The 24,874-nt window shown below is 28.5% G+C and carries 22 protein-coding genes and 3 tRNA genes; 5 read left to right on the top strand and 20 right to left on the bottom strand.

Annotated elements, in window-relative coordinates; all coding sequences use genetic code 11:
* Positions 1 to 44: 44 nt before the first annotated feature.
* Genes ACTTBN_RS02680 through ACTTBN_RS02665 form a run of 4 tightly spaced genes read right to left on the bottom strand, consistent with a single transcriptional unit; the run spans position 45 to position 5,924 of the window.
* Complete coding sequence (locus ACTTBN_RS02680) at positions 45 to 377, bottom strand: diacylglycerol kinase (RefSeq protein WP_440680856.1); 333 nt, start codon at positions 375 to 377, stop codon at positions 45 to 47.
* The gene (locus ACTTBN_RS02675; protein ID WP_440680854.1) at positions 374 to 1,579 is read right to left on the bottom strand and encodes a sugar phosphate nucleotidyltransferase; all 1,206 of its coding nucleotides are present in this window, start codon (positions 1,577 to 1,579) and stop codon (positions 374 to 376) included. Before ACTTBN_RS02675 ends, ACTTBN_RS02680 begins: the two co-directional genes overlap by 4 nt.
* The gene (gene ilvD, locus ACTTBN_RS02670) at positions 1,579 to 3,297 is read right to left on the bottom strand and encodes a dihydroxy-acid dehydratase (protein WP_440680852.1); all 1,719 of its coding nucleotides are present in this window, start codon (positions 3,295 to 3,297) and stop codon (positions 1,579 to 1,581) included. Before ilvD ends, ACTTBN_RS02675 begins: the two co-directional genes overlap by 1 nt.
* Positions 3,297 to 5,924, bottom strand: coding sequence for a valine--tRNA ligase (locus tag ACTTBN_RS02665; protein ID WP_440680851.1), 2,628 nt, complete (start codon positions 5,922 to 5,924; stop codon positions 3,297 to 3,299). The genes ilvD and ACTTBN_RS02665 overlap by 1 nt, the downstream gene beginning before the upstream one ends.
* Before the next feature lie 122 nt (positions 5,925 to 6,046).
* On the opposite strand from ACTTBN_RS02665, the gene ACTTBN_RS02660 reads away from it, so the two are divergent.
* Both ACTTBN_RS02660 and ACTTBN_RS02655 read left to right on the top strand, forming a co-directional pair.
* Positions 6,047 to 6,120, top strand: a tRNA-Cys gene (locus ACTTBN_RS02660).
* A gap of 50 nt (positions 6,121 to 6,170) precedes the next feature.
* Positions 6,171 to 6,246: transfer RNA gene (locus ACTTBN_RS02655), tRNA-Asn, on the top strand.
* A 65-nt stretch (positions 6,247 to 6,311) separates the two neighbouring features.
* On the opposite strand, the gene ACTTBN_RS02650 is transcribed toward ACTTBN_RS02655, so the two are convergent.
* The 10 genes from ACTTBN_RS02650 to ACTTBN_RS02605 form a co-directional block, all read right to left on the bottom strand.
* Complete coding sequence (locus ACTTBN_RS02650; protein ID WP_440680849.1) at positions 6,312 to 6,683, bottom strand: helix-turn-helix domain-containing protein; 372 nt, start codon at positions 6,681 to 6,683, stop codon at positions 6,312 to 6,314.
* A 146-nt stretch (positions 6,684 to 6,829) separates the two neighbouring features.
* On the bottom strand, positions 6,830 to 7,564 hold the full coding sequence (locus tag ACTTBN_RS02645; RefSeq protein ID WP_023853867.1) for an amino acid ABC transporter ATP-binding protein: 735 nt from the start codon (positions 7,562 to 7,564) through the stop codon (positions 6,830 to 6,832).
* 2 nt (positions 7,565 to 7,566) lie between these two features.
* Complete coding sequence (locus ACTTBN_RS02640) at positions 7,567 to 9,009, bottom strand: amino acid ABC transporter permease (protein WP_440680847.1); 1,443 nt, start codon at positions 9,007 to 9,009, stop codon at positions 7,567 to 7,569.
* Positions 9,010 to 10,161: an amino acid ABC transporter permease gene (locus ACTTBN_RS02635; RefSeq protein ID WP_440680846.1), complete on the bottom strand. Its 1,152-nt coding sequence runs from the start codon at positions 10,159 to 10,161 to the stop codon at positions 9,010 to 9,012. It lies immediately after the preceding gene.
* A 63-nt stretch (positions 10,162 to 10,224) separates the two neighbouring features.
* A complete protein-coding gene (locus ACTTBN_RS02630; protein WP_075506690.1) occupies positions 10,225 to 11,265 on the bottom strand; it encodes an amino acid ABC transporter substrate-binding protein in 1,041 nt (346 codons plus the stop codon).
* A 125-nt stretch (positions 11,266 to 11,390) separates the two neighbouring features.
* Positions 11,391 to 11,467 (bottom strand) — tRNA-Arg (locus ACTTBN_RS02625).
* A gap of 29 nt (positions 11,468 to 11,496) precedes the next feature.
* Positions 11,497 to 12,900: a TrkH family potassium uptake protein gene (locus ACTTBN_RS02620; protein ID WP_440680845.1), complete on the bottom strand. Its 1,404-nt coding sequence runs from the start codon at positions 12,898 to 12,900 to the stop codon at positions 11,497 to 11,499.
* A gap of 4 nt (positions 12,901 to 12,904) precedes the next feature.
* Entirely contained in the window at positions 12,905 to 14,296 is a 1,392-nt protein-coding gene (gene trkA, locus ACTTBN_RS02615; RefSeq protein WP_440680844.1) for a Trk system potassium transporter TrkA, read from the bottom strand.
* The gene (locus tag ACTTBN_RS02610) at positions 14,297 to 15,652 is read right to left on the bottom strand and encodes a sigma-54-dependent transcriptional regulator (RefSeq protein WP_440680843.1); all 1,356 of its coding nucleotides are present in this window, start codon (positions 15,650 to 15,652) and stop codon (positions 14,297 to 14,299) included. It abuts the gene before it with no gap.
* 1 nt (position 15,653) lies between these two features.
* Complete coding sequence (locus ACTTBN_RS02605) at positions 15,654 to 17,435, bottom strand: ATP-binding protein (protein ID WP_440680841.1); 1,782 nt, start codon at positions 17,433 to 17,435, stop codon at positions 15,654 to 15,656.
* A 32-nt stretch (positions 17,436 to 17,467) separates the two neighbouring features.
* Between ACTTBN_RS02605 and ispF the strand changes: the two genes are divergently transcribed.
* From ispF to ACTTBN_RS02590, 3 genes are read left to right on the top strand one after another with little or no spacing between them, the layout of a single operon-like run.
* Positions 17,468 to 18,568 (top strand): 2-C-methyl-D-erythritol 2,4-cyclodiphosphate synthase, encoded by a 1,101-nt coding sequence (ispF, locus tag ACTTBN_RS02600; protein ID WP_440680840.1) that lies wholly within the window; start codon positions 17,468 to 17,470, stop codon positions 18,566 to 18,568.
* The gene (locus ACTTBN_RS02595) at positions 18,565 to 19,056 is read left to right on the top strand and encodes a phosphatidylglycerophosphatase A family protein (protein ID WP_440680838.1); all 492 of its coding nucleotides are present in this window, start codon (positions 18,565 to 18,567) and stop codon (positions 19,054 to 19,056) included. The genes ispF and ACTTBN_RS02595 overlap by 4 nt, the downstream gene beginning before the upstream one ends.
* Positions 19,056 to 19,523 carry a CinA family protein gene (locus ACTTBN_RS02590; RefSeq protein WP_440680836.1) on the top strand — a complete coding sequence of 156 codons (468 nt, stop codon included), beginning with the start codon at positions 19,056 to 19,058 and terminating at the stop codon, positions 19,521 to 19,523. The genes ACTTBN_RS02595 and ACTTBN_RS02590 overlap by 1 nt, the downstream gene beginning before the upstream one ends.
* On the opposite strand, the gene ACTTBN_RS02585 is transcribed toward ACTTBN_RS02590, so the two are convergent.
* The 6 genes from ACTTBN_RS02585 to ACTTBN_RS02560 are packed head-to-tail and all read right to left on the bottom strand — an operon-like array spanning position 19,520 to position 24,853.
* A complete protein-coding gene (locus tag ACTTBN_RS02585; protein WP_440680834.1) occupies positions 19,520 to 19,957 on the bottom strand; it encodes a type II toxin-antitoxin system RatA family toxin in 438 nt (145 codons plus the stop codon). The two genes, ACTTBN_RS02590 and ACTTBN_RS02585, sit on opposite strands and share 4 nt — an antisense overlap.
* On the bottom strand, positions 19,957 to 20,877 hold the full coding sequence (gene lipA / locus ACTTBN_RS02580) for a lipoyl synthase (RefSeq protein ID WP_440680832.1): 921 nt from the start codon (positions 20,875 to 20,877) through the stop codon (positions 19,957 to 19,959). Before lipA ends, ACTTBN_RS02585 begins: the two co-directional genes overlap by 1 nt.
* Positions 20,867 to 21,166 (bottom strand): FtsB family cell division protein, encoded by a 300-nt coding sequence (locus ACTTBN_RS02575; RefSeq protein WP_440680830.1) that lies wholly within the window; start codon positions 21,164 to 21,166, stop codon positions 20,867 to 20,869. Before ACTTBN_RS02575 ends, lipA begins: the two co-directional genes overlap by 11 nt.
* Positions 21,166 to 22,422: a phosphopyruvate hydratase gene (gene eno, locus ACTTBN_RS02570; protein WP_440680828.1), complete on the bottom strand. Its 1,257-nt coding sequence runs from the start codon at positions 22,420 to 22,422 to the stop codon at positions 21,166 to 21,168. The genes ACTTBN_RS02575 and eno overlap by 1 nt, the downstream gene beginning before the upstream one ends.
* Complete coding sequence (kdsA, locus tag ACTTBN_RS02565) at positions 22,419 to 23,240, bottom strand: 3-deoxy-8-phosphooctulonate synthase (protein ID WP_440680826.1); 822 nt, start codon at positions 23,238 to 23,240, stop codon at positions 22,419 to 22,421. Before kdsA ends, eno begins: the two co-directional genes overlap by 4 nt.
* Positions 23,237 to 24,853, bottom strand: a complete 1,617-nt coding sequence (locus ACTTBN_RS02560) for a CTP synthase (RefSeq protein WP_440680824.1) — start codon at positions 24,851 to 24,853, stop codon at positions 23,237 to 23,239. The genes kdsA and ACTTBN_RS02560 overlap by 4 nt, the downstream gene beginning before the upstream one ends.
* Positions 24,854 to 24,874 lie beyond the last annotated feature (21 nt).

Here is a 24,874-nt window from a genome sequence, read left to right as displayed (position 1 = left end):
AAATTATAGTATTACGAAAATACTATTAGTAAATAATCAAAAAATTAAATTGTTATAAAAAATGTAATAATTAAAATTAATAAAATCAAAAAAACTGATGCACTCGATAGATCTTTAATATTTTTAATATCACTATCATAATTTTTAGTAATTTTATCGGACAATTTTTCAATAGCAGTATTAATTACTTCTGTGGCTAGTAACAAAAAATAAAGAACAAACAAGAATAATTTATGATTAAATTCGATATTAGATAAAAAAATATAAGGAATTAAAAATAAACCTAAAATCAATTCCATTAGAAAAGATTTTTCATTAATTACAATTTTTAAACCATTTAACGAGTTGATGAGATTTTTATAAAGTTTAGTTATCATTTTATTCTTCCGTAGACGTCTTGATATCTTACAATATCAGTTTCCTTTAATATTGATCCCACTTGAGCTTCAACAATCTTAACTGGTTTTTGTCCAGGATTTTGAACTCTGTGAATGGCTTCTAATGGAATAAATATATGCTCTCCAGGTTTTTTAGTAATTATATCTTTATTAAGTGTTATTTTGGCATTTCCTTGAGTAACCAACCAATGTTCAGCACGGTGATGATGTTTTTGTAAACTTAGTATTCCTTTTGGTTTTACATGAAGTTCTTTAATTAAAAATTCTTTGCCTTCAAATAGATTTATGTACCTACCCCATGGTCTAAAATAAATATTTTTCTTTTTAATGTATTTGTTTTTATTTTTGTCATACATTTTTAAAATCTCTTTCCAACTTCCAAGATCTGACCAAGGTATGTCTAGTTTGATCGCATTAATTTGCTTTGTTTTTTCAAGGATTGCATAATCAAACGATTTAGCGGTTGCTTTTATAAATGAAGCTTTATTTAGATGATAAGTATTTGATTTATATTTTGCCTTATTAACTGCTGTTACACAATTTCTATATATAGTTGGGTTATATTTTTTAAAGTTATTGATAATTGAATCTTTTCTAAGATAAAACATACCTGAGTTCCAATATCCATTTTTTCTAATAATTTCTTTTGCTTTTGCTTCTTTTGGTTTTTCAATAAATCTTGTTACTTTATTAATGCTACCTTTGATTTTTTTAGTTAAGAAATAACCGTAATCACTTGTTGGAGATTTTGGTTTAATACCAAATACAAAGATATTATTTTCATTAAGTTTAGTTTTATTTTTATTGATAGCCTTATTAAATATATTCATTTTCTCAATCAAATGATCCGCTGTAAAAAACATTAGTGGTTGATTTTCAGGAATATCTTTAATTAAAGCTGTACTTAAGATAGCTGGAGCCGTATTTCTTTTAGCTGGCTCCACAACAATTTTATATTTTTTAATTTTGTTTTTTCTTAAATTTTGCTTAACTTTACTGAGATATTTTTTGTTAGTACTTATAATAGGTGCATCATAAATGGATGCTTTTGTTCTCTCTAAGGTTTTTCCAAGTAAAGTCCAATTACCAAAATCAATAAACTGTTTAGCTTGATGGTTTTTAGAATTTGGCCAAAGACGAGTACCAGCACCGCCACATAAAATAACTGGTCTTATTTTCATTAAATCTCTGAGTAGTCTTTAACTTCCTTTTTCTTACCTGGATGTGTTGGGGCACCTAAGTATGCTGGTCCAACAGTTTGAGCGTATTTCCACAAAGTTCCCGATCCAAAGTCAGATTTTTTAGCTTTCCATTTTCTTCTTCTTGATGCCAATTCTTTTTTAGAAAGTCTTACATTGATAGTTCCTTTTTTAGCATCAATATCAATTATATCTCCGTTCTTTAATAGACCTATAGGGCCCCCTAGAGCGGCCTCAGGGCCTACGTGACCCACACAAAAGCCTCTTGTAGCACCAGAGAACCTTCCATCAGTTATAAGGGCTACTTTCTCCCCTTTTCCCTGACCGTAAATTGCACCAGTTGTAGATAACATTTCTCTCATACCAGGACCTCCAACTGGTCCTTCGTATCTAATAATAATTACATCACCATCATTGTACTTTCTGCTTTGAACAGCATTCATAGCGCTTTCTTCATTATCAAAGCATCTTGCCTTTCCAGTAAATTGTAATTTCTTAAGTCCTGCAACTTTAACAATTGCTCCCTCTGGAGCTAAGTTACCTTTTAATCCAACAACACCGCCTGTTGGAGATAATGGATCTTTGTAAGATCTCATTACTTTTTGTTTAGGATTAAATTTAATATTTTTTAAATTTTCTTTCATAGTTTTACCTGTAACTGTCATACAATCACCATGAATATATCCTCCCTCATATAAAGTTTTTAATAACATTGGAACACCACCTGCTAACCACATGTCTTTAGCAACATATTTTCCACCAGGTTTCAAATCTGCAAGATAAGGTGTTCTTTTAAATATTTTAGCAACATCCATTAAATCAAATTTAATTCCTGCTTCATTAGCAATAGCTGGTAAATGAAGACCTGCATTTGTAGATCCCCCCGTTGCAGCAACAATTGTTGCAGCGTTTTCTAAGGCTTTTCTTGTAACAATATCTCTTGGTTTAATTTTTTTCTGTAAAAGGTTCATAACCATTTTACCACTTTCTTTTGCATACTTATCTCTTTCTTCATAAGGAGCAGGAGTTCCTGCTGAATAAGGTAATGCCAAACCAATTGCTTCAGATACACATGCCATCGTGTTAGCAGTAAATTGACCACCACAAGCACCTGCACTTGGACAAGCAACTAATTCTAATTTTCTAAGTTCTGCTGCAGACATTTGACCTGATGAATGTTTTCCAACTGCTTCAAATACATCTACTACTGTTACATCTTTTCCTTTGTAAGTTCCTGGAAGAATAGATCCACCATAAATAAATACACTTGGCACATTAAGTCTAACCATTGACATCATTAAACCTGGTAAAGATTTATCACAACCAGCTATACCAACTAATGCATCATAACAATGTCCTCTAACAGTAAGTTCAGCAGAGTCCGCAATAACTTCTCTTGAAATTAAGGAAGATTTCATTCCTTCATGACCCATAGCAATTCCATCTGTAACAGTGATTGTACAAAATTCTCTTGGTGTTCCACCATTTGCTCTAACACCTTTTTTAACAGATTGTGCTTGTCTCATTAAAGCAATGTTGCAAGGTGCTGCTTCATTCCAAGTTGAAACTACTCCAACAAAGGGCTTTGCTACATCTTTTTCAGTTTCACCCATTGCATAGTAAAAAGATCTATGTGGTGCTCTATCTGGTCCTAATGATGTATGTCTACTCGGAAGTTTCTTTTTATTAAATTTTGCCATTATATACCCTTTATTGTTACTGATATTTTTTCAATATCATTCTTTAAATTATTATAATTAGTTTTTTCTTGTTCAACAATCTCTTTTGGTGCACGATCTACAAAACTTTTATTCTCTAATCTTAGAGATATTTTATTCATTTCTTGTTCTAATCTACTTTGCTTGGTTGTTAGGTTTTCTTTAATTAATTTTAAATCCACATCTTTATCAAAGTAAATTTTAAATAAGTCACCTGAGACAACCATTGTTGCAGCAGGTTTTTCTAAATCATCATCAAGTATATTATTTATTCTTCCAAGTTTTTTTAAGATAACTTCATTTTTATTAATAAATTCTTTTTGATTGTCATTAATGCCTTTAATTGAAACATCAATAAATGATCCTGGGCTAACATTTAGTTCATTTTTAAAAGATCTAAGCTCTGAAATTATATTGATGATGTTTTCTACCTGCTCAGTGCTATCATCTTTATTAATCTCTCCTGTTACCCAATTTTTATACATTAAAAAATCACTACCGTTCTTATCAAATTGGTCTTTGAGCCATATTTCCTCTGTTACAAATGGAATAAATGGATGAAGTAAGATTAATATTTGTTTGAATACATAAGATGATACTTTTTTAACTTCAGCTTTTGCATCATTATCATCTGAAAAAAGAATAGTTTTAGATAACTCCAGATACCAATCACAATATGAGTGCCAAGCAAACTGATAAGCGTTTTTTGCAGCTTCATCAAATCTATAATCTTCAAGATTTTTTTGAATCTTACTCTTTGCTTCTATTAACTCTGAATTTATCCATTTATTAATATTTACTTTTAAATTAGGTAACTCATCAATATCTTTAAAATCACATTCATTTGTTTTTAAAAAGTTATTAGCATTCCACAATTTATTTAGAAAATTTCTATAACCTTTAACTCTATCTTCCGATAATTTTACGTCTGTTCCAGGTGAAGCCATTGAAAGCAAAGTAAATCTCAATGCATCAGCACTATATTTTTCTATTAAATCTAATGGATCTATTACGTTTCCTTTTGATTTAGACATTTTCTGCCCTTTTTCGTCTCTTACAAGTGCGTGAACATATATATTTTTAAACGGTTCTTTATCTAAAAATTCTGTTCCAAACATAATCATTCTTGCAACCCAGAAAAAAATAATATCAAATCCAGTTACCAATACTGAAGTTGGATAAAATTTCTTTAAATATTCATCATCTTCAGGCCATCCAAGTGTAGCAAAAGGCCATAATCCGGATGAAAACCAAGTGTCCAATACATCAGGATCTCTAGTTAATTCTACTTCTTTTTTATAAAATTCTTTTGCTTGAGACTTTGCTTCCTCTTCATTGATAGCTACAAAAATTTTATTGTCGGGTCCGTACCAAGCTGGTATTTGGTGTCCCCACCACAACTGCCTAGAAATACACCAAGGCTCAATATTATTCATCCATTGAAAATATGTCTTTGACCAATTTTCAGGGAAGAAATTAGTTTTTTTAGAATTCACAACTTCTTTTGCTTTTACAGATAATTTACCAGCATCAGCAAACCATTGTTCGGTAAGAAAAGGTTCAATTATAGAATTAGACCTATCTCCGTATGGAACTTTATTTTTTATATTTTCTTCTTTAACAAAAAATTCTTTTTCTTTCAGTTCTTTTAAAATTCTTTTTCTAGCTTCAAATCTATCAAGACCTTTATAGTGTTCAGGTGCGTTTTCATTTATCTTACCCTCTTCAGTAAAAATATTTATAATTTCAAGATTATTTCTTTGACCCAAATCATAATCGTTAAAATCATGTGCAGGAGTTATTTTTAATGCACCTGTACCCTGTTCAGGATCAGCATAATCGTCTTCTATAATTTTTATTTTTCTACCAACAATTGGAATAGTTACTGTTTTACCAACGAATGATTTAAACCTTTCATCTTTTGGATTAACAGCTATAGCGGTGTCGCCTAGCATTGTTTCAGGTCTTGTAGTTGCTATAGTTATAAATTCACTGGTTCCATCTATAGGATATTTAATGTAGTAAATTTTTGAATTTACTTCTCTTTGATCTACCTCTAAATCTGAAATAGCTGTTTTAAGAACGGTATCCCAGTTTACTAATTTCTTATCTTTGTAAATTAAACCTTTATTGTAAAGTTCTACAAAAACTTTGATAACTGATTTGGATAAATTTTCATCCATTGTGAATGCAATTCTTGACCAGTCACAAGAACAACCAAGTTTTTTTAATTGATTGATTATTATGTCACCATATTGCTCTTTCCATTCCCAAACTTTTTCAATAAATTTGTCCCTACCAATCTCATTCTTATCTATCTTTTCAGAAGTGAGTTTTTTCTCTACTAAAGCTTGAGTTGCAATACCAGCATGGTCAGTTCCTGGTTGCCATAAAGTTTCATAATTATTCATCCGATGATAACGAACTAATAAATCCTGAATAGAATTATTTAATGCGTGCCCCATATGAAGGCTACCAGTTACATTTGGTGGAGGAATTACTATTGAAAATTTTTTTAAATTTTCTTTTGGTTTAAATAATTCATTTTTTTCCCAATAAGAATAAATCTTATTTTCAACTTCAGAATGGATATATTTATCGTTACTCATTGATTTTAAAGTTTATAATTTAATAATCTTATTTAACAATAATCAATTTGGATCGTTATTTAATAGACTAATATAAAAAATTTAATATAAAAAGGCCTGAAGCTATTCGTCTAAAACAAGAAGGCAACGTGGCGGAATGGTTACGCAGAGGATTGCAAATCCTTGTATCCCGGTTCGATTCCGGGCGTTGCCTCCAAAAAAAATCTTGTTTTAGTTTTAAAAAAAAGTAAGTTGAGTTTTTTACATTCCTCGGTAGCTCAGTTGGTAGAGCAGTTGACTGTTAATCAATTGGTCGCAGGTTCGAGTCCTGCCCGAGGAGCCAAAAAAAAGTTAATCTAAAATTTTAAGAATAAACAATTAACCAAAGGGGTCCCATTTTGGTTATGATTAAACTGCTTTAGAAATATTTGATCCTGAAATTTGTAATATTTTGTTAAATTTTAATTTTTGATCAGCATTAAGTTCTGAATAAACTTTTGCTAAAAAATTATAATTTATATTCATATGTCCTTCTTGAGATTTTTCTAAGTTAACTAAATATTCTGAAAAATCTTCGAAGAAATAATTGATCGGCACTTTTAAATAATTTGAAAGTTGAAGTAACCTAATTGAACTTACTCCATTAGTTCCTTTTTCGTATTTTTGAATTTGTTGAAATGTTACGTTAATTGCTTTTGCTACTTTTGTTTGAGTTAAACCTAAAGCTAATCTTCTTAACTTGAGTTTATTACCCAAATGTTTGTTGAAATTATCTTCCATTAAGACCCCTCTTAATTAAATTTTAAAACTCTATTGAACAAATTTATTTAAACTACTGCAATAGAAAAATTTATTTATTTTTTAAAAAAAACAATAAAAACTCAAAACCTGTCAAGTGTTTGTTAAGTATAAAATGTATTTAAATATTACAGTATTTGACTTAAAAAAAGCTTAGTACGATCGCTTTTAGGATTAGCAAAAAATTCTTTTGTATCCGCTTTTTCTACTATCATACCTTCATCCATAAAGATCATTTTATCTGCAACTTCTTTAGCAAAGCCCATTTCATGAGTAACAACTATCATGGTCATACCTTGGTTAGCTAAATTAACCATCACATCTAAAACTTCTTTGATCATTTCAGGATCAAGAGCAGATGTTGGTTCGTCAAACAACATTATTTTAGGCTCCATACATAAAGCTCTAGCAATTGCTACCCTTTGTTGTTGTCCACCAGATAATTGACCTGGAAATTTTTGAGCTTGATCAAGTATTTGAACTCTTTCTAAATGTTTTAATGCTAATTCTTCAGCTTCTTTCTTGGGCATTTTTTTTACCCAAATAGGAGCAAGTGTACAATTGTCTACAATTGATAAATGAGGAAATAAATTAAACTGTTGAAATACCATTCCAACTTCAGCTCTAATTTGTTCAATATTTTTTGTATCTTCTGTTAAAGTATTGCCATCAACAATGATATCTCCTTGTTGATGTTCTTCTAATCTGTTTATGCATCTAATTAAGGTTGATTTACCAGATCCAGAGGGTCCACAAACTACAATTTTTTCTTTTGGTTTAACCTCTAGATTTATGTCTTTTAAAACTTGAAAATCCCCAAACCATTTATTTACATTTTTAATTTGAATAATACTGTCAGACATAATTATCGCTCTGTTTTATATTTTTGTTCTAGATTATAGCTATACTTACTCATTGCATAACAAATAATCCAGAAAATTATTGCTGCAAATACGTAGCCTTCCATAGCAAATCCTAACCATTCTGGATTAGTTTTTGCTAAATTTAACATTCCAACTATTTCTAATAATCCAACTACAAATATTAGAGGTGTATCTTTAACTAATGCTAAGAAAGTATTAGCAATACCAGGAATTACTAATTTAAGTGCTTGAGGTAAGATTACAAATATGTGCATCTTCCAATATCCCATACCTAGTGATTTTGCTGCCTCGTATTGGCCTCTTGGTAAAGCTTGCAAACCTCCTCTTATAACTTCTGCAACATATGCGGCTTCAAATAATGAAATTGCAATAATTGCTCTAACTAGTTTATCTATGAAAAAATCTTCAGGCAAAAACATCGGAAACATTACAGCAGACATAAATAAAACTGTAATTAAAGGTACCCCTCTCCAAAATTCAATAAATCCAACTGATATATATCTAATTAAAGGTAACTCAGATCTTCTTCCTAAAGCAAAGGCCATCCCTATAGGAAAACAAAAAATTAAACAGAAGAAAGAGATAATGAATGTTAGGGACAATCCACCCCAAGCTCCAGTTTCAACCCAATTTAAACCATCAAGTTTACCAAGCTCAATTAACTCCTCATAAAAAACGAAGTACTTAAGAACTATATAAAGAGTAATTGGTACAATTAAAAAATAATAAAATTTAAATCTACTTGGAATGAAAAATCCAAGAATGATTGAAATAACTGCAGCGATTATACCGTAAGAGAAATCAAAAAATACTGGTCCACCAGATATAAAAAAGAAAATAAATAAGAATGCGATGAAAGGATAAATAACCACATAATATAAAGTTAAATACTTTTTAAATTTCTCGGTTGCAAAATATCCAACTGATCCAAGTAAAGCCAAAGAAATAAAAGATAAATTTATTCTCCATTGTTCGGCATTTGGATACATTCCATACATAAATCTGTTAAACCAAACTTTGATATATGTCCAACATGCACCAGATCCAGAGCAAACATCTTTACTATCACCTGCAAAACTAGCATCAACAAAAAACCAACTTAGAATTGGTGGTGTTGCTTTAATTATTACAAAAATAATTAATAATGAAAGAACAGCATTAAAACCATTGGTATTGATATTTTTATTTAGACTATCTAAAAATTTATACCCACTATGCTCTATTCTAATAAAGTGAAGACCTATAAATCCGATCACTAAAGGGATCACAAAACTTAACAACGTTGGTAGGAAACCTGTAATGTTAACATTAAAAAATGAATTCAAAAATACATCTAAAACACTAACAAAAAATAATAAAGAACCTAAATATAAAAAGGTATTCAAATTTTCTTTATCTGGTCTTAAAAAATTAATTTTTGACATTTATTTTTCCTTAATAGCAATTTTTTTATTATACCAGTTCATCAATATAGAAATTGATATACTCAAACTTAAGTAAGTAAGCATTGTAATAGAAACGATCTCAATTGCCTTTCCTGTTTGCATTAACGCAGTACCTGCAAATACTAAAACTAAATCTGGATAAGCAATTGCAGCAGCTAATGATGAATTTTTGGTTAAATTTAAATATTGGTTAGTAGTTGGTGGAATAATAATTCTTAAAGCTTGAGGCATTACTACTAATTTTAAAACTTGATTTGGATTTAAACCAATCGATGCAGCGGCTTCCTTTTGTCCTTTTCCAACACCTTGAATTCCAGCTCTTACACACTCTGCAATAAAAGTTGCTGTATATAATGCTAAAGATAAAGTTAATGCAATTAATTCAGGTGGTAAATTTAATCCACCTTCATATCTATAAGAAGTTGCGGCTAGTTGTTTTAATTTAGGTATCTCAAAAGAAAGGTTAACACCTCCTATTAAAAAACTTAATAAAGGTAATATAAAAATCAATCCTAGAGATATCCATAAAACTGGTAATTGTTTACCTTGAGTTTCTTGAACTTTTCTCGCATGAACTCTGATAACAACTATTGCAATTATTGCTGCAATTATTGAATAAAAGAAAACATTAAAATTTTCCCAAACAAAAGCTGGAACATACAGGCCTTTAATAGTTAAAAAGAAAACACCAAACATTGCATTAGCATCTTGAGGTAAAGGTAAAGCTCTTAAAGCTGCAAAATACCAAAAAAATATTTGTAAAAGTAATGGAATATTTCTAAAAAATTCTACATAAAAAGCTGCAAATTTATTAATTAAATAATTTGGCGAAAGTCTTGCTACACCAACAATTATTCCTAGTATAGTTGCAATGATAATTCCAATTACAGAAACTAAAATAGTGTTTAACAAACCAACAAGATAAGCTCTAAAATAAGAATGCGATCCGTCGTATTCAATTAAAGAAAATTGGACATCAAATGAAGATTCTTGAGATAAAAAACCATATCCAAAATCAATACCTCTATTTTCCATATTGACTTGGGCGTTATAACTAAAGAAACCAAAAACTAGAACTACTGCTAAAACTGTAATTAATTGTGGAACTATTTTTTGTAATTTGAAGTTCATTTAAGAGCTTATAAAAAAAAGGGCTAGAAAAATCTAGCCCTTTTTAATTAGTTAAATATGCAATTATCTTGCAGGTGGTACATAAAGAATTCCACCTTTAGTCCATAATTCATTTGGACCTCTGTCTGGTAAGATTCCAGTGTCAGCTATATTTCTTTTGTAGCTTTCACCGTAGTTACCAACTTGCTTGATAATTCTTAAGCTCCACTCATTATCTAGACCAAAAGCAGCACCTAATTCACCTTCAGCACCAACTAATCTTTTTACAGCTGGGTTATCTGAAGTTTTCATAGAATCTGCATTAGCTGATGTAATTCCATACTCCTCAGCTTCGATCATAGCATTTAAAGACCATCTAACGATATCTTCCCATACTGAGTCACCTTGTCTAACAACTGGTCCTAAAGGCTCTTTAGAAACAGTTTCAGGTAATACAATGTGATCATCCGGATTTGTCATTTTAGTTCTTTGTGCAGCAAGACCTGATTTATCAGTAGTGTAAGTATCACATCTACCAGCATCGTAAGCAGCTACGACTTCGTCAGCTTTTTCAAAAGCAACTGGCTCATAAGAAATTCCTTTAGAGTTAAAGAAATCTCTCATGTTCAACTCAGTTGTTGTACCAATGTTTGTACAAGCTGAGATACCATCTTTGAATTGGCTTGTTGAAGTAATACCAGAACTTTTTCTAACCATGAAACCTTGACCATCGTAGAAGTTTACTCCAACGAAAGTTAGTCCGATATCAGCATCTCTAGAAAGAGTCCAAGTTGTGTTTCTTGATAAGATATCAATCTCACCAGAAGTTAAAGCTGTAAATCTTTCTTTAGCACTTAATGGTGTAAACTTAACTTTGTTTGCATCACCTAGTACTGCAGCAGCTACTGCTCTACATACATCAACATCTATACCAGTCCAATTTCCTGCTGCATCAGCATTAGAAAATCCTGGAAGACCTTGAGATACTCCACATCTTACAAAACCCTTCTTTTGAGTGTTTTTAAGTGTTTTAGATTTTTTAGCAGCCATAGTTTCAGTTGTAAAAGTAAACAACACAGCAACCATTGCTACTAAAGAAGTTAATTGTTTTAAGTATTTAAACATTATTCTTCCTTTTTAGTTATTTTTATTTGTTAACAAATAATTCAAAACTTAGTTTTGAATTCGCAGGATTAAAACATTTTAGAAAAACTACTTCAAGAAGAAATTTTGCTCAAAACACTAAGGAATGGCGCGCCCTGAAGGATTCGAACCTACGACCCTCGGTTTAGAAAACCGATGCTCTATCCAGCTGAGCTAAGGGCGCAATATTTGAAACACTTATATATTACAAATTTAATATTTAAACAGAAATTTTCTAGCGATCAATAATAAAGATAACAATTCAATACGACCAATAATCATGAAGAAAATAAGAATATATTTAGTAATAAAATGTAAACTCTGAAAATCAAAATCACTTATTCCATATGCTGAGGAATTAACTGTATTCATTAATGTTAATACTGCTATTTTAAATGAATATTCAAAATTTATATCACTCAAAGATAAAAAAATTGTTAATGAAAAAAGTGAAATTATAAAAATAACAATTGTAAGAAAATATTTATTTATATCTTGAGTTGCAAAATTAATTTTAGAAAATGCGAGCTTATTCATAAATACATTTTTTGGTCTACTAAAAGAAAGTATTTGGTTTAAAGAATATTTTGTTAATGAATATATTTTTAAAAATCGCAATCCAGAACTTGTAGAAATAAATGAACCTCCAATTATAACTAAAAGTAAGTACAAGAATTGAAGGTTAGTTTGCTCAACATTCAATGAAATTCCTATATTAGAAATACTACTTACTAAAGATAAAAAGCTATAAGAAAAAGTATTATCGTAACTAAAAAATATAAAAAATATTCCGACAGTTATCAAAAAGTATAAAAATAAGTGAATATCCTCGTGAAAAAAATTAATGTTTTTTCTTAAAAAAATTAAATTGTAAGCAAAGAAAATACTAAAGAAAGAAACTAACATTAATAATGAAAAAATTATTATCTGTGAATTTTGGACAAGTATAGTTGAAAGATCATTCGTAGGTAAAAAACCGCCGGATGAAATAATTGTCATTGCTAGATTTAAAGAATTAAATGATCTAATTCCAAGTATATTAAGAATTACAAAAATAGCTAACGTTAAGATAGAATATAAAATAAATATTTTAATTGTTTGTTTTAAAACTTCAGTTGTATTAAATGACAAAAAGTTTGTAAGAGATTTTTTTAAGTTTTCATCATAAATATCAATCAAAAAAATTATTGAAAATAAAAAGTACAATCCACCTATCCATTGAATAGATGATCTCCATATTATTAATCCTTGATCAATATGTTTTATGTATTCAAAGGTTGTGAAACCAGTTGAGGTAAAACCAGAAACTGCTTCAAATAAAGAATTTAAAAAAGTTAAGTTATAAATACTAAAATAAAATGGAACGCATAACACTAATGGCATAATAAAATATCCCAAAAGCACAGTTAGTATTTTTTCAAATATTGTAGGTTTTTTATCCGAGGTATCAATTTTATAAAATAATAAACCAACCAAAGCAGAAATTACTAAACTGAAGTAATATGTATTTAAGTTTAAGTATAAATTAAAATAATAAGAATAAATAATATTTAAAAATGAAAAAACTGAAATCAATATAAAGAAAAAACTTAAATATTTTACCCGAAGTTTTGGCATTTAATTAAATTGAGCTAATTCTAAAAATATTTTCAACGACTGAGATTGAGTCTTTTTTGGCTAAAAAAACAACTTTATCATCTTTTTGAAATACAAAGTCTGATCTGGGTATAATTACTTTATCATCTCTAAGTACAGCACCTATTCGAATTTCTTCAGGTAAGTTTGAATTTTTTAATTCTTTATTGATTAATTCAGATGTCTCAATAATTTCGGCTTCTATTACCTCATATTCACCGTTCATAATTGTATAAGCTGTTTCAATTGTACCTTTGTGTATATGTTTTAAAATACTGGAAACTGTATTCATTCTAGGATCAATCAAATCATCTATTTTGAGTGAATTCTGTAATAAAGAATAGTTTGGTTTATTGATTAAAGCCATCGTTCGTTTGTCATCAATTTCTTTTTCATCCTTTGCAAATTTTTCAACCAAAACACTTACCATTAAGTTATCCTCATCATCGTTTGTGAGAGCTAGAACTGTCTCTGCTTCTTCTAAATTTGCTTCTGCTAAAACCTCTTCATCCAACGCATCTCCATTAATAACTATTGTATTGTTTAGCTCACTTGCAAGAAATTCAGCCCTATCTTTATTTTTTTCAATAATTTTTACTCTTGCAGCATCTAAATTTTCTTCAATATTTTTAGCTAAATTAAAACCAATATTACCTCCACCTACAATAAGTATTTTTTTTGAAATTTTTTCTGTATGACCAAAAGCTTCCAATGTTTCAGACATCTGGGTTGAATTTATAATCACATAAATTTTATCATTGGCAATTATTTCATCAGTTTTTTTTGGAATAAAAAACCTCTCTTCTCTTATGACACCAATTACATTTGCTTTGAGGTTAGGGTATTTTTTTGTAAGATCACTTAACTTAATATTAATCAAATTACAATTTTCATTAATTAATATTTCAAGCAACCTAATTTTATTTTCCGCAAAAGGTACACTATCTAAAGCACCGGGAGCCTCAAGTTTTCTTTGAATTGATTTTGCAATTTCAATTTCTGGTGAAATAATTACATCTATTGGTAAGTTTTCTTTATTATAAACTGTTGTAAACTTAGGATTTAAATAATCTTGTGATCTAATTCTCGCAATTTTTTTTGGAATTTTAAATATCGAAAAAGCAATTTGGCATATAACCATATTAATTTCGTCATTTCGAGTTACTGCTATAATCATGTCTGCTTCTTGAGCATTAGCTTTTTCAAGTATTGATGGGTAACTTCCTTTTCCAACAATAGCTTTTACATCTAGAGCATCGTCAATTTTTTGAATATCCTCGCTAGAAGGATCTATTACTGTAATAGAATGACCTTGTTCACTAAGCTGTTTAGCAATAGTAAAGCCTACCCTACCTGCACCACAAATGATTATATTCATTTAATTAAATTCTTTAATTCCTAGGCCTTTTAACTTTCTATGTAAGGCACTTCTTTCCATTCCAACAAAATTAGCTGTTTTTGAAATATTTCCATTAAATTTTTTCAATTGAATAGTTAAATACTCCTTTTCAAATTTTTCTCTAGCCTCTTTTAATGGCACAGATAGGCTGTTTTCAGCAAATTGTTCATTGAAATTAATATTTTTTAGAGACTCTTTTATTATATTTGAAATTTTTTCCTTTGTGTCAGGTTGCAAAATTGCAATTCTTTCTATCAAATTTCTTAATTCTCTAACATTACCATGCCAATCATGATTTAAGATATAAGTATTGTCTTCATCTATTTCTAATTCATTAATATTGTAATTTTCAGATATTTTTTTTGAAAAATATTTAATTAAAAGTGGAATATCTGAAATACGTTGATTCAATGGTTCTACGTTTATTTCAAAAACATTAAGTCTATGAAATAGATCTTCTCTAAAATTTCCTATTTCAATTTCTTTCTTCAAATCCTTGCTTGAGGAGCATATTAATCTAACATTTACACTTACGTCATTTGAACCATTAACTCTTTTAAACTTTTGATCTGTCAGAACTCTCAAAATTTTTGACTGTATATCCAAAGGTATCTCTGAAACTTGATCTATCAACAAGGTTCCTTTGTTAGCTTTTTCCAACGCTCCATAAGATATAGAACCGTTATCTTTTTCTTCTCCAAATAATTCCAAATCATATTTATTTGAATCTAGCAAAGCTCCGTTTAAAACTACAAAAGGATTTTTGTTTCTTTTGGATAATTTATGAATTTTTCTTGCTATCAATTCTTTTCCAGATCCTGAGGGGCCATTAATAAATACCCTACTTTCTGTAATTGAAATTTTATTAATTTGATCGTTTATATTTAAAATATTTTTACTATTTCCAATTAATTCATAGGATGAAAACAACTTTGTTTCATATTCTTTATTTTGCCTTTTAAGATTATAGTTCTCAACTGCTCTTCTAACAAAATTAAGTAGTCTCTCTTGATCAAAGGGTTTTTCGATAAATTCAAAAGCTCCTTCGTGAAGAGATTTTACTGCCATTTCAATGTTAGCATGACCTGAAATTATTATCACAGGAACATCTTTATCTTTTGATTTAATGTGTGATAACAGCTCTATCCCATCATTGTCACCCTTGTCTAATTTAACATCAAGTATTGCAACGTCTGGAAGTTTTTTGTCTATTTCAGATAATGCTTGATTATAATTAGCAGCAAGCCTTGTTTTATAACCAGCATCTAAAATTAACTCGTTAATAATATTCCTTATATCGGCATTATCATCTACAATTAAAATTTCAGAACTCATTCTATTTAATAAAATCTATTTTAATTTTTGCACCTTCATCTAAAGGTATAAATTCAATTTTTCCATTATGGTCATTTATAATTTTACTTACTATTGAAAGACCCAATCCAGTTCCATTTTTTTTTGTAGTAAAGTATGGATTTAAAATATCTTTAATATTTGCTGCAAATATTCCAAAACCAATCCCATTATCTACTAAATTAATTGTTATTTGGTTATTTTTTTCATTAACTTCAATAGTGATTTTTTTGTCTATATTACTATCATTTTCTGCTCTTTGCTGAATACTTTCAATAGAATTTTTGATTAAATTAAAAAACACTCTTGCAAGCTGTTCTTTATCACTATTTAAAAGAACCTCCTTTGTATTGGTATTAACGGAAATACTAATCGTATTATCTAATTCATTTAATAATTTGATATTTTCTTCAATAATTTGAATTAAATTATTTACTTTTAAAATAGGTTTAGGCATTCTTGCAAAATCAGAAAACTCATTAACTAGATTTCCAATTTGTTTAATTTGATTATTTATAATCTTTAAATTCTCATCAAAATTTTTTTTATCATTTTCATTAACTTGGTTAGAATATTTTGTTTTCATTCTATCTATAGTTAACTGAATTGGGGTTAATGGGTTTTTAATTTCATGCGCTAGTTTTCTTGCTAAATTACTCCAGGCTTCGTGTCTTTCATTGATTATTAATTTTTCTTGCTGACTTTGGAGTCTATCTATCATCAGATTGAAATTTTTATTTAATACTTCCAAATCTTTATCAGTTTTTACTTCTGGAACTTTTGTATCAAATTTTCCTTCACCAATAGAAACAGATGCATTAATTAAATTGTTAATAGATCTAAAAAATCTAGAAGAAAATCTTATAGCTATTGAGATAGAGACAAATAACAAAACACTAACAACTATTACATAAATAATTGCAAAAGATATTTTGATTCCTGTACTTTTTTCTTCAACTGTATAATAAAAATTTATAGCTTCTTGGGACTCGGTTAGATATTTAGAGATATCTTTATCCAGATATTTAATTACGTATAAAAATCTATTTTCAAAATTTTGTAGTCGCATAATTGCAGCTGAAATATTATCTGGTGCATTAATGATTTTTAAAGGCCTATCATCATCAAGGACTAGCGCTAAAGCTTGATCCATAGGTGGAATATAAGGCTGATTTGTTTTAAGAGATGTGAATAACAATTTTTTATTAATATCAATAATGTGTATTTCATCAACACCTCTAATTAATTTTTGCGTATCTAAAAATCTTTTATATTCTTTAGGATTATCATTTAAAAAATTTTTACTTTTATTAGTATCAAAAGCAATTAATACAATGTCCGATTGAATTTTGTTTCTAATTTCCTCTACATAGTTTTTGGCTAGCTCGTAAGAATTATTAACTACAGTTGTAACTTTCTTGTCGAAATATTTCTCCAAAGCAAATGAAAAAAGAAACAGTGAGAAAGTGGATATTAAAACTGAAGGTATTAAAGTGAAAAGAGCAAATACAGTTATATATTTTTTGTTTGATTTTAGTCCGTCTTTATCAATATCTGTTTTGATTGCTCTTCTAATTTCAAAAAAAATAAATACAAAAAGTGAAGTTAGAAGTAGTATATTTAATATTAGAAGATATTGTAAATTCTTATCATTTAATTTTATAAATCCTTTATCAATAAAAGTTAAAAATGTTAAAAAACCTATCGATAATGTGATAATAAATAATATTATCAAATAGATATTTTTCTTAATAAAATCTGACATTTGAGTATAAAATTTCTATAAAATTTATAAATATGAGCAACTATTTTATAATACTAGCTTCAGGACAAAGCAAAAGGTTTAATTCAAAAAAACCTAAACAATATAACATTTATAAGGGCAAACCATTATTCAAACACTCTCTTGATAAGGCTTTAAAGTCAAAACTTTTCAAAAAAATAATAATTGTAGTTAACAAAAAAAAGGAGATTAAAGAAAAATTTCCAAAAAATGTTTCAATTATCATTGGAGGGAAAGAAAGATCTGACTCTTCATTAATTGCTTTAAAGTTTATTAGAAAATATAAGCCTACTAATGTTTTAATACACGATGCAGCAAGACCAAATTTTACTTTAAAACTCTTAAAAAAATTAACCGACAAACTTAAAAAAGTTAGAGCAGTAATACCTGCAATCAAATCAAAAGATTCGATTAAATATAAGATTAGAAATGAAATATATAATTTAAACCGAGATAATTCTATATTAACTCAAACACCACAAGCTTTTAGATTTAAAGATTTATATAATTTATCAATAAAGCAAAAAAAAGTAATTACTGATGAAGCAACACTGTTTATTGAAAACAATCTTAAAGTAAAATTTATTCAAGGTGAAAATGAAAATACTAAAATTACTTTTAAAGAAGATATTAAAGAAAAATTAACTTACTTTGGTATTGGATTTGATATCCATAGATTAATCAAAGGTAAAAAACTTTATTTAGGAGGTATTAAAATACCTTATCATTCAGGTTTAAAAGGACACTCAGATGGTGACGTGATTATTCATTCTGTAATTGACTCAATTTTAGGTGCGATGAGAAAAAAGGATATTGGAACTTTTTTTCCAGATAACATCAACAAGTTTAAAAATATTAGATCTCCAAAAATGCTAAAACCAATTATAAAGTTATTAAATTCAAATAATTATCATATCAATAATTTAGATATTAATCTGATATGTGAAAAACCAAAAATATCTAAATATAGAGATAAAATATTAAATTCGCTTTCAAATCTGTTAGAATTAAATAAAGATTTAATTAATTTAAAAGGCAAAACTACAGAAAAACTTGGATTAATAGGAAAAGAAAAAGCAATTGCCTGTGAAGTAATTTGCTCGATATCAAAATGAAAAAAATTAATGTTTTAATCTCAACTTTTTTTGGGTACGGATACTTAACAAAAATGCCTGGTACTGTTGCATCGATTGTCACAACAGTTTTTATTTACATAGCTTATGAAATTCTTGATTATACAAGTTTAAAATTCTCAATAGTCTTTTTTATTATTTTGTTTTTTTACTCTTTTTATGCAGTCAAAGACACAGAGAGTGATTTTGAAAATAAAGATCCTAGACAAATTGTAATTGATGAAGTTTTGGGTCAATCAATGCCTTTGATACTTTTGCTATATTTAAATCAAACCAATCAAATCAATATTGCTATTGAATTTTATTATATTATTTCTTTACTATCTTTTAGATTTTTTGATATTTTAAAGCCATTTCCGGTAAGCTATTTCGATAAAAATTATAAAAATTATTTTGGTATAATATTGGATGATATAATGGCTGGTCTTTACTCAATGCTTGTAGTCTATTTAGTTAGTTTCGTATTTTAATGAATTTAAAAAAACTACATAAAAAATTGATTGATAAAAGATTAACAATTTCTGTAGCTGAATCTTGTACAGGAGGTTTGTTGGCTAACAATCTTACTAAACTAGCAAATTCATCCAAATACTTTCAAATGGGTTTGATTACTTACTCTAATGAGGCAAAAACTAAAATCTTAAAAGTAGATAGAAATACCATTAAAAAATATGGTGCTGTAAGCAAAGAATGCTGTAAAGAAATGGTAAAGAATTTATCTAAAATTTCTAAAAGCAAAATTAATGTATCAATTACTGGTATAGCTGGGCCAGGAGGAGGATCTAAATTAAAACCAGTTGGTCTTGTCTATATTGGGATTAAAACAGGAAAATATTTATTAATTTTAGAAAATAAATTTAAATCAAGGAACAGATCAAGTATTCAAAAAAATACTGTAAGAGAAGTATTAAATAAAATTACAAAAATTATTTCTTAAAGATTCTCAGCTCTTTTTTGAAAAGCATCAGCTATTTTGTTTAAACCAAATTGAAAAGATTTTTCCATTATTAAATTCAAAAACTTATTTTTAATTTCAAAATCAACATCAAATTTAACTTCAGTTAAATTATCTTTTTCTAAAAATTTCCAATTATTTACAAGATGTTTTAAAGGACCATCAATATTGGTTACATGAATAGAGTCATTTTTTTTATCATATCTTACATCACTTTTATAAGTATCTATAAAGGGTCTTTTGCCAATAGTCAGATCGGCAATTATTTTTATTATATCTCCCTCATCATTTGTTTCATAAACTTTTGAGTCTATACAAAATGGTATAAATTCTGGATATTTTTCAATATCCAAAACAAAATCAATTAATGTTTGTTTATCACGTGCGATGTGACGTGTAACTGATGCTTTAGGCATTAATTACTTTTTATTCTGTTTTGTTGTAACTTAGCAAAATCTTCATCAGCATGATAAGAAGATCTTGTTAAAGGTGATGATGAAACTAATAAAAACCCTTTTGCTTTTGCTATAGTTCCTAAATCATCAAATTCTTTTGGTGTATAATATCTATCTAATGGATAATGTTTTGCTGAAGGTTGCAAATATTGACCAATAGTTATGAAATCAACATCAGCAGCTCTTAAATCATCCATAACTTGCAATATTTCATCTCTAGTTTCACCTAATCCGACCATAATTCCAGATTTTGTAAAAATATTTTTATCAATTTTCTTTGCATTTTTTAATAATTCTAAAGATGCAAAATATCTAGATCCTGGTCTTACTTTTAAATAGAGACTAGGAACAGTTTCAATATTGTGATTAAAAACATCTGGCTTAGCATCTATAACTTTTTTATACGCCTCGCCTTTTCTTAAAAAATCTGGTGTTAAAACTTCTATAGTTGTATTTGGATTTGATTTTCTTGTTTGAATTATTACATCAAAAAAGTGTTTAGAGCCTCCATCATCTAAATCATCTCTATCAACAGAAGTGATTACTACATGTTTTAAATTTAATTTTTTTACAGCTTCTGCAATTTTAACAGGTTCTAACGGATCTAAATTACCTGGTACACCAGTTTTAACATCACAGAAAGCACAAGCTCTTGTGCAAGTATCACCCATTATCATAAAAGTTGCATGTCTTTTACTCCAACACTCTGTAATATTAGGACAGTTAGCTTCCTGACATACTGTTACAAGATTATTGTTGTTAACAATTGTTTTTGTTAAAAAAAATTCCTTACTGTTTGTAAGTTTAGATCTAATCCAATCTGGTTTTTTCTTTATTGGATTAATTGGTTTATTTTCTTTTTCTGGATGTCTACTTTTCATTTTTAATAATATAAAGTGTTTCATCTTCTTTACCGAACAAAAACCTTTCTCTAATCAAAGTTTCTATATAATCTAAATCTAAGTTTGTTGTTAATAGTGAATTTTTATGATCCATATCATTTATATACTTAATTAAGGTTAATTCTTGATTTTTCAAGTTAGACAAAAGTTCTTTTTTTTCAATATATGAAAAAAGGCCTCTTTCACCAGAAACTAAATTAAAGCTAAAATAAAAAATTAAAAATATAGATATTAATAAAAAAAAATTTCTTTTTATTAATGTTAACATTAATTTATTTTATTCATTCTTGCTTTATTTCCAAGTTCTTCTTCAATACGTATTAATTGATTATATTTAGCAACTCTTTCAGAACGTGCTAAAGATCCAGTTTTGATTTGATTTGAATTTGTTCCAACAGCTAAATCTGCAATAAATGTATCTTCACTATCTCCAGATCTGTGAGAAATTATTGTTTTGTAACCTATTGTTTGTGCAAATTTTATAACATCAAGAGTTTCAGATACTGTTCCAATTTGATTTAACTTAATTAATATTGAATTAGAGGATACATTTAAAAAACCTTTTTTAAGTCTCTCCAAATTTGTGACATAAAGGTCATCACCAACAATTTGAACATTATTAATCGAACGCATTAATTTATTCCATGCCAACCAATCATTTTCAGCAAAAGGGTCTTCTATTGATTTGATTTTATATTTCTTAATTATTTTTTGATATTCCTTTATCGATTTTTCTACTGAGACAAAACTTCTTGAGTGAATTGAATATTTATTTTTTTTAAACAGCTCATTAGCAGCAACATCTAAGCAAATAGAAACATCTTTACCATTAACTAATCCAGATTTTTTTATTGCAGAAACAATCAAATCTAGAGCTTGGTTATTACTACTAATCATAGGGGCAAAGCCTCCCTCATCACCTACAGATGTAGAATATCCTTTACTTTTAATTAAATTGCTCAGGTTTTTTATAACTACAAAGCAAATTCTCATTGCTTCTGAAAAACTTTTTGCTCTATCAGGTCTAATCATAAATTCTTGAATTCTAAGACCATTGTTGGCATGAGCTCCACCATTAATAATGTTCATTAATGGATAGGGTAATTGAAAATTATTTTTTAAAAAAAAAGTTTTATACAAAGGTAGTTTTTTTACTTTTGCAGAAAGTTTTTTTACAGCCATTGATACGGCAAGCATAGCATTTGCACCTAGGTTGGTTTTTTGTCTCGTGCCATCTAAATTTATTAACAAGGCATCAATTCTCTCCTGGTTATGAACGTTTTGACCTTTTAATTTTTTTGAGATTTTTGAATTTACTAATTCAACAGCTTTTAAAACACTTTTCCCTAAATACTTTTTGTTGTTCTTATCTCGTTTTTCAAAAGCTTCGTATGTTCCTGTTGATGCACCTGATGGGCATATTGCATTAGCACTCAAATTTTTTGTATAAACCTCAGCTTCTACTGTTGGATTTCCTCGACTATCAAAAACTTGTCGTGCTTTAACTTTTATTATTTTACTCACTTAATAAGTTTATCAATTTCAGTTAACTGTTTTAGTAAATTTTCTAGTTTATCAAGAGGAACCATGTTAGGTCCATCAGATGGTGCATTATCAGGATCTTGGTGGGTTTCTATAAATACACCAGCAACACCAACAGCAACAGCTGCTCTTGCAAGATACTCAACAAATTCTCTTTGACCTCCAGATGACTCTCCTTGCCCTCCAGGTTGTTGAACTGAATGCGTTGCATCAAAAATAACTGGATAACCATTCTTCGCCATAATAGGTAAAGATCTCATGTCAGAAACAAGAGTATTATATCCAAAACTCGCACCTCTTTCAGTAACAAGAATATTTGAGTTTCCTGAGTCTGATATTTTTTTTGTAACATTTACCATGTCCCATGGAGCTAAAAATTGACCCTTTTTAACATTTATAATTTTGTTTGTTTTTGCAGCAGCAATCAAAAGATCTGTTTGTCTACAAAGAAAAGCTGGAATTTGTAAAACATCAACATGATTTGCAACTACAGTACATTGCTCTGGATTGTGAATATCAGTTAAAATTGGAACATTTAATTCTTTTTTAATTTTATCAAATACAGGTAATGAAACATCTAAACCAGCACCTCTCTTACCTTTTAAACTTGTTCGATTGGCTTTATCAAAAGAGGTTTTGTAAATAAAACCTAGACCATATTTGAAAGTTATTTCTTTTATTTTTCCAGCCATATCCATTGCATGTTGTTCTGTTTCAAGTTGACAAGGACCAGCAATGATACAAATTTTTTTATCGTTTGAAATTTCTAAATTCCCACAATTGACTGTAATGCTACTCATTTATGATTTTTTGCTGCTTTGATAAAGGAAGAGAATAAAGGATGAGGAGACAAAGGTCTAGATTTAAATTCAGGATGGAATTGAACTCCGATAAACCAAGGATGATTTTTGAGTTCAATTATCTCTGGAAGTTTATTGTCTGGTGACAAACCAGAAAATACTAGTCCATTTTTCTCAAATTTTTCTTTGTAGGAAATATCTACTTCATATCTATGTCTGTGTCTTTCTTTAATTAATCTTAATTTATAGATATCTCTTATTTTAGACTTATCTTTTAAAATTGCATCATAAGAGCCAAGTCTCATTGTTCCACCTAAATTTTTATCTGTGCCTTTAACTTTTTTTCCACTTTTTTCCCATTCATTCATTAAACCAATTATATGAACTCCAACTTTATCAAACTCAGAAGAGGTTGCTTTTTTAATTTTTAGTTTATTTCTTGCAAATTCTATTATGGCCATTTGCATACCGTAACAAATACCAAGAAATGGTATTTTGTTAACTCTAGCATATTTGATTGCTTCTATTTTTCCCTCAGTTCCTCTTTTTCCAAATCCACCTGGTATTAGAATACCTGAAACATTTTTAAGTTTATTTTTAATTTCAGAAACTTTTAATTTTTCTGAGTCAATTCTAACTAAATTTACCTTCAGGTTGTTTGTAATTCCTCCGTGAGTTAAGGCTTCATCAAGTGATTTATATGCATCTTTTAATTCTACGTACTTACCTATTATTGCAATATTAACTTGTTTTTTTGTATTAAGAGTAATTTTAGTGATTTTCTTCCAAGGATCTAGATTATTCGATTTTTTAGATTTAATTTTAAAATAATCTAAAACTTGAACATCTAACTGTTCTTTAGCAAAACTAATTGGTGCTTCATAAATTGTTTTTACATCAACCGTTTCAATTACATTTTTAATATCAACATTGCAAAATAGAGATATTTTTTTTCTGTGCTCCAATGGTATTGGTCTTTCAGATCTGCAAATAATTATATCAGGTTGAATACCAATACTTCTCAATTCTTTAACAGAATGTTGTGTTGGTTTAGTTTTTATTTCATCAGAAGCTTTTAAATATGGAACTAAAGTTAAATGAATAAATAAAGCATTTTTTTTACCAATATCATTTGAAAATTGTCTTATTGCCTCGACAAATGGTAAACTTTCAATATCACCAACAATTCCGCCTATTTCACAAATTACAAAATCTTCTTTTGACGTATCGTATTTAATAAATTCTTTAATTCTATCGGTTATATGTGGAATAACTTGAACTGTCTTTCCAAGATATTCTCCTTTTCGTTCTTTCCTCAGAACATCACTATAAATTTTTCCTGTAGTAATATTATCTGTTTTCTTTGCGGTAACTCCTGAAAATCTCTCGTAATGACCTAAGTCTAAATCAGTTTCAGCGCCATCATCTGTTACAAAAACTTCTCCATGTTGGAATGGACTCATTGTTCCAGGGTCAACGTTTAGATATGGATCTAATTTTCTAAGTCTAACTTTATAACCTCGAGATTGTAAAAGATAAGCTAGTGATGCTGATGATAGACCTTTTCCAAGAGATGAAACCACGCCGCCAGTGACAAATATATATCGCGCCATGGAATTATCTTATAGCTAATA

The organism is Candidatus Pelagibacter sp. HIMB1623 (assembly GCF_052047695.1).
Lineage (GTDB): Bacteria > Pseudomonadota > Alphaproteobacteria > Pelagibacterales > Pelagibacteraceae > Pelagibacter.
This window is presented reverse-complemented; position numbering and strand designations above follow the sequence as displayed.